13 protein-coding genes are annotated in these 9,768 nt (G+C 72.6%); 9 read left to right on the forward strand and 4 right to left on the reverse strand.

Going from position 1 to position 9,768, the window contains the following annotated elements:
• Nucleotides 1-2: 2 nt before the first annotated feature.
• The 7 genes from ACIQR3_RS37435 to ACIQR3_RS37465 are packed head-to-tail and all read left to right on the forward strand — an operon-like array spanning nucleotide 3 to nucleotide 3,712.
• Nucleotides 3-266 carry a gas vesicle protein GvpG gene (locus tag ACIQR3_RS37435; protein WP_403545948.1) on the forward strand — a complete coding sequence of 88 codons (264 nt, stop codon included), beginning with the start codon at nucleotides 3-5 and terminating at the stop codon, nucleotides 264-266.
• Nucleotides 263-952 carry a DNA primase gene (locus tag ACIQR3_RS37440; protein WP_403545950.1) on the forward strand — a complete coding sequence of 230 codons (690 nt, stop codon included), beginning with the start codon at nucleotides 263-265 and terminating at the stop codon, nucleotides 950-952. Before ACIQR3_RS37435 ends, ACIQR3_RS37440 begins: the two co-directional genes overlap by 4 nt.
• Nucleotides 949-2,118 carry an SRPBCC family protein gene (locus ACIQR3_RS37445; protein WP_403545952.1) on the forward strand — a complete coding sequence of 390 codons (1,170 nt, stop codon included), beginning with the start codon at nucleotides 949-951 and terminating at the stop codon, nucleotides 2,116-2,118. Before ACIQR3_RS37440 ends, ACIQR3_RS37445 begins: the two co-directional genes overlap by 4 nt.
• Nucleotides 2,115-2,477: a gas vesicle protein gene (locus ACIQR3_RS37450; protein WP_403545954.1), complete on the forward strand. Its 363-nt coding sequence runs from the start codon at nucleotides 2,115-2,117 to the stop codon at nucleotides 2,475-2,477. Before ACIQR3_RS37445 ends, ACIQR3_RS37450 begins: the two co-directional genes overlap by 4 nt.
• Nucleotides 2,474-3,247, forward strand: a complete 774-nt coding sequence (locus tag ACIQR3_RS37455) for a GvpL/GvpF family gas vesicle protein (RefSeq protein ID WP_403545955.1) — start codon at nucleotides 2,474-2,476, stop codon at nucleotides 3,245-3,247. The genes ACIQR3_RS37450 and ACIQR3_RS37455 overlap by 4 nt, the downstream gene beginning before the upstream one ends.
• Nucleotides 3,244-3,426 carry a gas vesicle protein gene (locus ACIQR3_RS37460; protein WP_215168427.1) on the forward strand — a complete coding sequence of 61 codons (183 nt, stop codon included), beginning with the start codon at nucleotides 3,244-3,246 and terminating at the stop codon, nucleotides 3,424-3,426. The genes ACIQR3_RS37455 and ACIQR3_RS37460 overlap by 4 nt, the downstream gene beginning before the upstream one ends.
• 1 nt (nucleotide 3,427) lies before the next feature.
• Nucleotides 3,428-3,712, forward strand: coding sequence for a gas vesicle protein K (locus ACIQR3_RS37465; protein ID WP_403545957.1), 285 nt, complete (start codon nucleotides 3,428-3,430; stop codon nucleotides 3,710-3,712).
• Between the two features lie 60 nt (nucleotides 3,713-3,772).
• On the opposite strand, the gene ACIQR3_RS37470 is transcribed toward ACIQR3_RS37465, so the two are convergent.
• The 3 genes from ACIQR3_RS37470 to ACIQR3_RS37480 all read right to left on the reverse strand — a co-directional run bounded on the left by ACIQR3_RS37470 (nucleotide 3,773) and on the right by ACIQR3_RS37480 (nucleotide 6,420).
• Complete coding sequence (locus ACIQR3_RS37470) at nucleotides 3,773-3,943, reverse strand: hydrophobic protein (protein WP_215168429.1); 171 nt, start codon at nucleotides 3,941-3,943, stop codon at nucleotides 3,773-3,775.
• A gap of 42 nt (nucleotides 3,944-3,985) precedes the next feature.
• On the reverse strand, nucleotides 3,986-4,807 hold the full coding sequence (locus ACIQR3_RS37475) for a class I SAM-dependent methyltransferase (protein WP_403545959.1): 822 nt from the start codon (nucleotides 4,805-4,807) through the stop codon (nucleotides 3,986-3,988).
• 125 nt (nucleotides 4,808-4,932) lie between these two features.
• Nucleotides 4,933-6,420, reverse strand: coding sequence for a bifunctional phosphatase PAP2/diacylglycerol kinase family protein (locus tag ACIQR3_RS37480; RefSeq protein WP_403545961.1), 1,488 nt, complete (start codon nucleotides 6,418-6,420; stop codon nucleotides 4,933-4,935).
• A gap of 121 nt (nucleotides 6,421-6,541) precedes the next feature.
• Here ACIQR3_RS37480 and ACIQR3_RS37485 point away from each other — a divergent pair, with 121 nt between their 5' ends.
• The gene (locus tag ACIQR3_RS37485; RefSeq protein WP_403545963.1) at nucleotides 6,542-8,161 is read left to right on the forward strand and encodes an ABC-F family ATP-binding cassette domain-containing protein; all 1,620 of its coding nucleotides are present in this window, start codon (nucleotides 6,542-6,544) and stop codon (nucleotides 8,159-8,161) included.
• 1 nt (nucleotide 8,162) lies between these two features.
• On the opposite strand, the gene ACIQR3_RS37490 is transcribed toward ACIQR3_RS37485, so the two are convergent.
• Nucleotides 8,163-9,287, reverse strand: a complete 1,125-nt coding sequence (locus tag ACIQR3_RS37490; RefSeq protein WP_403545964.1) for a Vms1/Ankzf1 family peptidyl-tRNA hydrolase — start codon at nucleotides 9,285-9,287, stop codon at nucleotides 8,163-8,165.
• Between the two features lie 61 nt (nucleotides 9,288-9,348).
• On the opposite strand from ACIQR3_RS37490, the gene ACIQR3_RS37495 reads away from it, so the two are divergent.
• A complete protein-coding gene (locus ACIQR3_RS37495; RefSeq protein ID WP_403545966.1) occupies nucleotides 9,349-9,636 on the forward strand; it encodes a DUF6158 family protein in 288 nt (95 codons plus the stop codon).
• The last annotated feature ends 132 nt before the right edge of the window (nucleotides 9,637-9,768 follow it).

Here is a 9,768-nt window from a genome sequence, read left to right on the forward strand (position 1 = left end):
ACATGGGCCTGATCTCCGAGGTGCTGCTGCTGCCGTTCGCACCGGCACGCGGCAGCGCCTGGGCCATCAGACAGGTACTCCAGGAAGCCGAGCGGATCTACTACGACCCGGCCACCGTACGAGCCGAACTCGCCCGACTGGAGGAGCGGTTGGAGGCCGGCGAGATCACGGAGGAGGAGTTCGACCGGCAGGAGGACGAACTCCTGGACCGGCTGGAGATCGCTTCGCGCCACAGCGCGGGAACGGGCAACGGGACGACACCATGAATCGAGTGGGACTCGGCCTCGCGGTAGGGGCCGGCTATCTGCTGGGACGCACGAAGAAACTGAAAGTCGCGATCGCCGTGGGCACGGCGGTGGCGGGCAAGCGGATGAACCTCACCCCGCGCGGCATCGCGGACCTGGTCTCCACCCAGCTGCAGAACAATCCGCAGTTCAAGGAGATCGGCGACCAGCTGCGGCAGGACATGCGGGGTGTCGGCAAGGCGGCCACGGGCGCGCTGGTCGAGCGGCAGATCAACGGGCTCGCCGACCGGCTGCACGGCCGTACCTCCCAGGTGCGCGACCAGCTCTCGGGCGTCGCCTCGCGTGTGACCGGCGCGGACACCGACGAGGACCGTGACACCGACGACGACCGCGACGACGGGTACGACCGCGACGACGGATACGACGACGCCGACGGGTACGACCGCGATGACGGGTACGACCGCGACGACGGATACGACGACGCCGACGAGGCGGCGCCGGAGGCCGTGAAGAAGGCGCCCGCGTCGGCGAAGAAGGCCGCCGCCAAGAAGACCGCCGCGAAGAAGGCCCCGGCGAAGAAGGCCCCGGCCAGGAAGACCGCGGCCGCGAAGTCCGCGGCGAAGCGGACGCAGTCGGCGACGAAGTCGGCCCGGGGCGCCGCCCGAGGTACCCGGGCCCGGCTGCCGAAGGGAGGCGGTGAGCGATGACCGACACCCTGGGATCGGCGGCCTCCAAGGCGGGCGGCGCGGCGAAGAACAACCCGCTGACCGACCTGGCCCGCAGCGAGGCCGCCGACCGGCTCAAGGACGAGGTGCAGCAGTACCTCGCCGCCCAGGCCACCCGCATGCTGGTCGGCGTCGGCCGCAAGCTCGGCGAGACCACCGTCAAGCTGAACGACATCGCCGACGGCAACAGCCCCGGTTTCGCCAAGCTCGCCCTCGACAGCGGCCGCAAGCTCGCCGAGGGCAAGAGCCCGATGCGCACCGCGGTGGAGGTCGGCGCAGGCCGGCTGAAGGACAACGTGGTCGGCGCGTTCAAGAACCTCGGCGGCGGCAAGGGCAAGCGCAAGGGCGGCGCCGGCAAGAAGCCGACGGTCATCATCGAGTACGTCGACGTCGGCGTCCCGCTGCGCACCGCCTACGACCAGTGGACCCAGTACCAGGACTTCAGCACCTTCGCCAAGGGCGTCAAGAGCGCGAACCGCGCCGACGACACCACCTCCGACTGGCAGCTGAAGGTCTTCTGGTCCAACCGCGGCTGGAAGGCGAAGACCACCGAGCAGGTGCCCGACGACCGGATCTCCTGGACCTCCGAGGGCGCCAAGGGGACCACGAAGGGCGTCGTCTCCTTCCACCGCCTCGCCGAGAACCTCACCCGCGTCCTGGTGGTCGTCGAGTACTACCCCCAGGGCCTGTTCGAGAAGACCGGCAACATCTGGCGCGCCCAGGGCCGCCGCCTGAGGCTCGACCTGAAGAACTACGTCCGCTTCATCACGCTCAAGGGCGAGGCGGAGGACGGCTGGCGCGGGGAGATCCGCGACGGCGAGGTCGTCCGCAGCCACGAGGACGCGGTCGAGGAGGAGGAACGGGAGGAGCGGGAGAGCCAAGGGGAACACGGGGAACCTGAGGAAGAGGCCCCGTACGACGAGGAGGACCAGGAGGACCAGGAGAACCAGGAGGCCGCCGAGTACGACGAGGACGAGGAGGACGAGGAGGACGAGGAGCCCGAGGACGAGCCCGAGGACGAGTACGCGGAGGACGACGAGGACGCCGCGTACGAAGCCGAGGACGAGGACGACCGGGACGACCGTGCCGGCCGGGACGACGCGTACCGCGAGGAAGACGAGTACGCCGAGCACGGGAGCCGTAGATGACGACACCCAGCCGTATGCCCGAACCCTTCGGCCAGGGGCAGAGCGCCAATCTCGCCGACATCCTGGAGCGGGTGCTGGACAAGGGCGTCGTCATCGCGGGCGACATCCGGATCAACCTGCTCGACATCGAGCTGCTCACCATCAAACTGCGGCTCATCGTCGCCTCCGTCGACAAGGCCAAGGAGATGGGCATCGACTGGTGGGAGAGCGACCCGGCGCTCTCCTCGAACGCCAAGCACAAGGAACTCGCCCGGGAGAACCGGGAACTGCGCGAACGGCTGGCCGAGCTGGAATCGGGCCGCACCCCGCTGGAGCAGGGCGAGCGGGGCCGGGCCCGAGAGGAGGAGGAAGCCCCATGAGCGGACTGCGGTACGTCTACGCCGTCTGCCGCCCCTTCGACGCGGCCCTCCAGTCGCAGCTGACCGGGGTGGCGGGCGATCCGCCCAGAACGCTGCGCCACCACGGTCTGGTCGCCGTCGTCAGCCATGTCCCCGAGGCGGACTTCACCGAGGAGTCCCTGAAGGCCCACCTGGAGGACCTGGACTGGCTGGCGGCGACCGCCCGCGCCCACCAGCAGGTGATCGACGCGCTGACCGTCGTCACCACGCCGCTGCCGCTCCGGCTGGCCACGGTCTTCCGGGACGACAGCGGCGTCCGCGTGATGATGGAGGAACGCGAGCGGGACTTCCTGCGCACCCTCGAACGGCTGGACGGCCGAGTCGAGTGGGGCGTCAAGGTGTACGTCGAGGGCGGCGGCGGGCAGAGCGAGGACCGGGAACCGCCGGGCAAGCCCGCCTCCGGGCGCGACTACCTGATCCGGCGGCGCATGCGCGCGCGGGCGAGCGAGGACCTGTGGCAGCGGGCGGAGGAGTTCGCCGGCCGGCTGCACGGGACGCTGTCCGCCCGGGCCGACGACACCCGTCTGCACGCGCCCCAGAATCCCCAGCTTTCCGGCGCCGCCGGGCGCAACGTACTCAACGCCGCCTATCTGGTGCGGCGCGATCTCTCCGAGGAATTCGTGGAACTGGTCGACCGCACGAAGGACGACGCCCCGGGAATTCGCGTGGAACTCACCGGCCCGTGGGCCGCCTATTCGTTCGCCGGGGAAAACACGGGGGAGGGTTCATGACCGTCGTGGAACGCAGGGAGATCGCCCTGGTCGACCTGCTCGACCGGCTGCTGGCCGGCGGGGTCGTGATCACGGGGGACCTCACGCTGCGCATCGCGGACGTGGACCTGGTCCGTATCGACCTGAACGCGCTGATCAGCTCGGTCAACGCCAACGTCCCCTCACCGTGGGAGGACTGACGTGAGCGAGCGACACGGCAGGATCGAGTTCCAGCCCGACACCGTCGAACGCGACCTGATCAAACTGGTGCTGACCGTGGTCGAACTGCTGCGCCAGCTCATGGAGCGGCAGGCGCTGCGCCGCTTCGACCAGGGCGACCTCAGCGAGGACCAGGAGGAGCGCATCGGGCTCACCCTGATGCTGCTCGACGACCGCATGACCGAGCTGCGGGAGCGGTACGGACTGCGGCCCGAGGACCTGAATCTGGACCTCGGGCCGCTGGGACCGCTGCTGCCCCGGGAGTGAATCTCCCGGGGCAGCGGCCTCACCCTGTGTTCTCACCCTGTGTTCAGGGTCTGTACCGGCTCACCACCGGTACCAGCGACTCCGGCCGCCTCCGGCGCTGGTGCCGCGGACCAGGAAGCCCAGCAGCCACAGCACGATGACGACCAGGGCGACCCACCAGAGCACCTTCAGAGCGAATCCGGCGCCGAAAAGAATGAGTGCGAGCAACAGTACGAGCAGAAGCGGGACCATGATTATTACCTCCTGCCGTACTGGTGTCCCGAATTTCGTCGATCAGGCTTCTTTCCGGCACAGAATTTCTCCGTGCAGAACCGCGAACCAGCCGTCGGGCTGCTGCGCCCAATTCCGCCAGGCCGCCGAAACGGCCCGCAGTTCCTCCGCCGTCGCGTGGCCGCCCCCGGTGGCCCGCCCGGCGTACGCCGACTCCACGGTGCGGTCCGCCCACAGGCCGCCCCACCAGGTCCGCTCCTCGGGCGTGCTGAAGGTCCAGGCGCTGGAGGTGGCGGTGACGTCGGTGAACCCCGCCTGGAGCGCCCACGCCTTCAGCCGGCGCCCGGCGTCCGGCTCGCCGCCGTTGGCCCGGGCCACCCGCCGGTACAGGTCCAGCCAGTCGTCCAGCCCCGCCGACGCCGGGTACCAGGTCATGGCGCCGTAGTCCGAGTCGCGGACGGCGACGAACCCGTTCGGCTTCGTCACCCGCCGCATCTCGCGCAGCGCCCGCACGGGATCGCCCACGTGCTGGAGCACCTGGTGGGCGTGGACCACGCAGAAGGTGTCGTCGGGGTGGTCCAGGGCGTGCACGTCCGCCACCGCGAAGTCGATGTTCGTCAGTCCCCGGCCGGCGGCCGTCGACCGGGCCCGGTCCAGGATCTCCGGGGCCCGGTCGACGCCGGTGACGTGGCCGTCCGGGACCAGCGTCGCGAGGTCCGCGGTGATGGTGCCCGGACCGCACCCGATGTCCAGGATCCTCATGTGCGGCTTCAGGGAGCCGAGCAGGTACCCGGCGGAGTTGGCGGCGGTGCGCCAGGTGTGCGACCGGAGCACGGACTCGTGGTGCCCGTGCGTGTAGACGGCGGTCTCCTGCGGCTTCGGCATCGCTGATCCCCTCTCAGGCGGCTGGGACCACCGTACGCTCGTCGATCACATGATGAGACCCGGAGTTTCGCTATATGGGATGACGGGATGTCAGGGCAGATCAAGTCAGGGTAGATCAAGTCAGGTCAGGTCAGCGGACGGTACACCGTGAGCGCCTCGGGCAGTTTCTCCACCGTCACGTCGCCCTCGGTCTCGGTGACCTCGCCGTCGTACGCCAGCAGCGTCCCCGGCGCGACCCCGGCCAGCCGCAGCCGCCCCACCCGTACCGCCGCGTGGGCGGGGGAGCGGGTGAGCGGGCCGGCGAAGGCCGCGGACAGCAGCCGCAGCGCGGGCCGGCTGCCGCCGTGCACCACCCGGACGTCGAGCCGGCCGTCCGCCAGATCGAGGCGGCGGCCCGGCGCCAGGCCCATGCGGTGGTACGTGCCGTTGCCCGCGAACAGCAGCCACAGCGGCCGGGTGCGGCCCCCGACCTCGGCCCGCAGCGGATGCCGGTCGGCGCGCAGCACCCGTACGGCCGCCAGTACCCCGGCGGGCCAGCCGCCGATCCGGTGCGAGAAGCGCTCCCGCTCGCGCACCAGCTCGGGGTACACGCCGAGGCTGAAGGTGTTCAGGAAGATCCCGTCCAGCCGACCGGAGGTGAACCGGCCCACGTCCACCCGCACCCCCTCGCCCCGCTCCAGCGCCCGGCACAGCGCCCGGACGTCCTCCACGCCCAGGTCGTAGGCGAAGTGGTTCAGCGTGCCGCCGGGCAGCACCGCCAGCGGCAGCCCGTGCCGCAGGGCGACCGAGGCCGCCGCGTTCACCGTGCCGTCGCCGCCGCACACGCCGAGCACCCGGGCCCGGCCCGCCGCCTTCTCCAACTCGGCCGGCACGTCGGCGGGTTCGGCCTCGATGACCTCGGCCAGCGGCAGCGCGTCGCACAGCGCCCGCACCCGTTCCGAGGTGCCCGAGCCGAGGTTGGCCACCATCACCAGACCCTCGCCGCCGGACAGCGCCGGCACCTCGGCGACCGGCCGGGCCGGCGGAATCAGCTGGGCCCGGGTGGGCACCAGTCCCCGTACGGCGAACGCGGCCCCCACCCCGAGCGCCGCCCCCGCCAGCACGTCACTGGGGAAGTGGACGCCGGTGTAGACCCGGGAGGCGGCGACCGCCGCGGCCACCGGCGCCACGGCCGCGCCCCAGGCCGGCGACTCCAGCGCCACCCCGGTGGCGAAGGCGGCGGCCGAGGCGGCGTGCCCGGAGGGGAACGAGGTGGTGATCGGCTGGCGCTTCAGCTGCCGTACCAGCGGCACCGGGTCGAGGACCGGACGCGGCCGGCGCACCGAACGCTTGCCGAGGGTGTTGATGGTCAGCGAGGCCACGCCCAGCGAGGCGAGGCCGCGCACGGCGGCCCGGCGGGCCCGGGGTGTGCGGGACGCGGCCAGCGCCGCGGCGGCCGCGAACCACAGCACGCCGTGGTTGGCACTGCGGCTCAGCCGGGGCAGCACCCGGTCGCCGCCGGGCCAGTGCCGGGCGGCGACCGCCTCGAACAGACGGTGGTCCAGGCCGAGCAAGGCCGTGCGGACGGGTCGCGGGCCGGGCAGCGGGACGGTGAGGTCTACGTCGGGGCTCATGCCTCCCGCCTACCCTGCTGCGGGCCGTTCCTGCCGCCCCCGCGTGCCTCACGGACGCCGCCCGCAGACCCGCGCGGAAATCGGTTGCCCGGCAGGGGGCCGTACCGGGGACAATCACCCCATGGGCCATCTCGAAGCAGCGCATCTGGAGTACCACCTGCCCGACGGGAGGACGCTGCTCGGCGACGTCTCCTTCCGCGTGGGGGAGGGCGCCGTCGTGGCCCTGGTCGGCCCCAACGGGGCGGGCAAGACCACCCTGCTGCGCCTGCTCTCCGGTGAGCTGAAGCCGCACGAGGGCACCGTCACCGTCAGCGGCGGCCTCGGCGTGATGCGCCAGTTCGTCGGCTCCGTACGGGACGAGACGACCGTACGCGACCTGCTGGTCTCCGTCGCCCCGCCGCGCATCCGTGACGCCGCCCGCGCGGTGGACGCCGCCGAGCACGCCGTCATGACCGTCGACGACGAGGCCGCCCAGATGCGGTACGCGCAGGCCCTGTCCGACTGGGCGGAGGCACGCGGCTACGAGGCGGAGACGCTGTGGGACATGTGCACCACCGCCGCGCTGGGCGTGCCGTACGAGAAGGCGCAGTGGCGGCAGGTGCGCACCCTCTCCGGCGGCGAGCAGAAACGCCTCGTCCTGGAGGCGCTGCTGCGCGGCACCGACCAGGTGCTCCTGCTGGACGAGCCGGACAACTACCTCGACGTCCCCGGCAAGCGCTGGCTGGAGGAGCGGCTCGCCGAGACCCGCAAGACCGTCCTCTTCGTCTCCCACGACCGCGAGCTGCTCGCCCGCGCCGCCGAGCGCATCGTCTCCCTCGAACCGGGCCCGGCCGGCGCCGACGCCTGGGTGCACGGCGGCTCCTTCGCCACGTACCACGAGGCCCGCCGCGAGCGCTTCGCCCGCTTCGAGGAGCTGCGCCGCCGCTGGGACGAGAAACACGCCCAGCTGAAGAAGCTGGTGCTGAACCTGCGGCAGGCCGCCTCGGTCAGCCACGAGATGGCCTCCCGCTACCACGCCGCCCAGACCCGGCTGCGCAAGTTCGAGGAGGCCGGCCCGCCGCCCGAGCCGCCGCGCGAGCAGGACATCCGCATGCGCCTCAAGGGCGGCCGGACCGGCGTACGGGCCGTCACCTGCGAGAACCTCGAACTGACCGGCCTGATGAAACCCTTCGACCTGGAGGTCTTCTACGGCGAGCGGGTCGCCGTCCTCGGCTCCAACGGCTCCGGCAAGTCCCACTTCCTGCGCCTGCTGGCCGGCGAGGACGTCGCGCACACCGGGCTGGTCAAGCTCGGCGCGCGGGTCGTCGCGGGCCACTTCGCCCAGACCCACGCCCACCCCGAGCTGCTCGGCCGCACCCTCCTCGACATCCTGTGGAAGGAACACGCCCAGGACCGGGGCGCCGCCATGTCCCGGCTGCGCCGCTACGAGCTGACCGGCCAGGCCGAACAGACCTTCGACCGCCTCTCCGGCGGCCAGCAGGCCCGCTTCCAGATCCTCCTGCTGGAGTTGCAGGGCGTCACCGCCCTGCTCCTGGACGAGCCCACCGACAACCTCGACCTGGAGTCCGCCGAGGCCCTCCAGGAGGGCCTGGAGTCCTTCGAGGGCACGGTCCTCGCGGTCACCCACGACCGCTGGTTCGCCCGCGCCTTCGACCGTTACCTGGTCTTCGGCAGCGACGGCCGGGTCCGGGAGACGCCGGAGCCGGTGTGGGACGAGCGGCGGGTCGAGCGGGCGCGCTGACTCACCTCCAGCGCAGCAGCGCCCCCAGCCCGCCCACCGGTGTGTCCTGGCGGTCCTCCGTCTCCGGCAGCGCCGGCAGGACCGAGATCGCCGGGGCGCCGGTCATCACGGCCGAGCGCAGCAGCGCGTCGTCCGCCCGCGCCGACCAGGAGTTCTGCTCGCCGAGCGTCTTCAGCTCGGTGCGCCGCACCGCGAGCTGGTCGGCGTCCTCACCGATCCACACCTCGCGGTGGGTGTCCGGCCCGTCCGGGATGACCAGCAGCTCGTCGATACGGTGTTCCCGCGCCGCCTCGACCAGCGCGGGCACACCCTCCACGGCGGCGGCCCGGCCCTCGCCGTCCGGGGTGCGGGCGGCCAGGAACCGGTCCAGGTCCTCCTGGGCCCGCGCGGTGACGTGCTCCTCGCGCAGCCGCTGCACCTCCTCGTCGAGCAGCCGGCTCCCGGTGCCGTGCGCGGCCTCCACCACGCGGCTCTGGAGCCGCTTCGGCAGCCGCTCGTGCACGGACCGGCACTCCCGGCCGTCGCCGACCAGGATCAGCAGATCGGCACCGGTCTCCTCCTGGCACACGGCGAGCGCGTCGGCGATCTCCGCCGCGTTGTGCTCCCAGGTGTTCTCCACCCGCAGCTGGAAGTGGCGCTCCGACCAGTCGACGGAGCTGGTGCGGTGCACCGGCCACTGCCGGCCGGTCACCCCGCCCGCGTCCGAGTCGCCCAGCGCGGAGCGCAGCTCGAAGTCGGCGCCCTTGCGGTCGATGTACGCCACCACGCACACCGCGTCCTCACCGGCCAGCTCCAGCAGCGGCGAGACCCGCGGCAGCGGTGCCCAGTGGACCGTGGTGCCGCCCTGCGGCGGACGTGCCAGCGGAGTGTCGAGGACCACCTGGCCGGCGTGCACGAACAGCGCCCGGCCGTGCGGGTCGGTGGCGTGCCGCAGGCTCTCCACGGCCTCCCGCGCGGCCCGGCAGGTCGCCTCGTCGGCGCCCTGCTCCGCCAGCTCCCGGGTCACGGCGGCGGCCATCAGGTCACGGGCGTGCGCGGTGTCCTCCGCGTTGCGGGACAGATCGACGTACACGGAGGCCCAGGGCCCCTGGTGTTCATAGAGGGGGTGCAGAAACGCGAGATCCATGGGTCCCTCCCGGATACCGCTCGGGGGTGGTGGTGTGTCACCGGGCGGGTACCCGGCCCGCATGAACGAACACGACACGCGGGACGGCGCCATGACCGGAGTGGACCCGGGTCGCCTGGACGACCAGCAGCTCATGAAGGAGCTGGAGACCATCCACCGCACGCGGCACGACACGCTGCTGTACGCCTCGAACGACGCGCTGCGGGCCCACAACGAGCGGATGGCGCAGCTGGAGGGCGAGTGGCTGCGCCGCAATCCGCGGCGCCCGGTCGCCGCGGGGCGCACCCGGGAGGGGGCGCGGGAGCGCGAGTGCGGGGAGTCGGCGACGCCCCGCACGCCCAGTACCTGACCGGCCGGGGGGCCCCCCCCCCCCGGGGGGGGCCCCCGCCCCGGGGTCGGGTTTGCCCCGCGGCGGGGGGGCGCCCCCCGCCCGGGGGCACACCCCCCCGCACCGGGCGCCCCCCCCCCGCAGAGAGGGCCG

Source organism: Streptomyces sp. NPDC090994 (assembly GCF_044768905.1).
Classification (GTDB): Bacteria; Actinomycetota; Actinomycetes; order Streptomycetales; family Streptomycetaceae; genus Streptomyces.

Excerpts from the sequence above, each read along its gene's own strand:
- ACIQR3_RS37450 (WP_403545954.1), top strand. The coding sequence starts at position 2,115 with ATGACGACACCCAGCCGTATGCCCGAACCCTTCGGCCAGGGGCAGAGC.
- ACIQR3_RS37495 (WP_403545966.1), top strand. The coding sequence starts at position 9,349 with ATGAACGAACACGACACGCGGGACGGCGCCATGACCGGAGTGGACCCG.
- ACIQR3_RS37475 (WP_403545959.1), bottom strand. The coding sequence starts at position 4,807 with ATGCCGAAGCCGCAGGAGACCGCCGTCTACACGCACGGGCACCACGAG.
- ACIQR3_RS37470 (WP_215168429.1), bottom strand. The coding sequence starts at position 3,943 with ATGGTCCCGCTTCTGCTCGTACTGTTGCTCGCACTCATTCTTTTCGGC.
- ACIQR3_RS37445 (WP_403545952.1), top strand. The coding sequence starts at position 949 with ATGACCGACACCCTGGGATCGGCGGCCTCCAAGGCGGGCGGCGCGGCG.
- ACIQR3_RS37460 (WP_215168427.1), top strand. The coding sequence starts at position 3,244 with ATGACCGTCGTGGAACGCAGGGAGATCGCCCTGGTCGACCTGCTCGAC.
- ACIQR3_RS37485 (WP_403545963.1), top strand. The coding sequence starts at position 6,542 with ATGGGCCATCTCGAAGCAGCGCATCTGGAGTACCACCTGCCCGACGGG.
- ACIQR3_RS37490 (WP_403545964.1), bottom strand. The coding sequence starts at position 9,287 with ATGGATCTCGCGTTTCTGCACCCCCTCTATGAACACCAGGGGCCCTGG.
- ACIQR3_RS37480 (WP_403545961.1), bottom strand. The coding sequence starts at position 6,420 with ATGAGCCCCGACGTAGACCTCACCGTCCCGCTGCCCGGCCCGCGACCC.
- ACIQR3_RS37455 (WP_403545955.1), top strand. The coding sequence starts at position 2,474 with ATGAGCGGACTGCGGTACGTCTACGCCGTCTGCCGCCCCTTCGACGCG.
- ACIQR3_RS37440 (WP_403545950.1), top strand. The coding sequence starts at position 263 with ATGAATCGAGTGGGACTCGGCCTCGCGGTAGGGGCCGGCTATCTGCTG.
- ACIQR3_RS37435 (WP_403545948.1), top strand. The coding sequence starts at position 3 with ATGGGCCTGATCTCCGAGGTGCTGCTGCTGCCGTTCGCACCGGCACGC.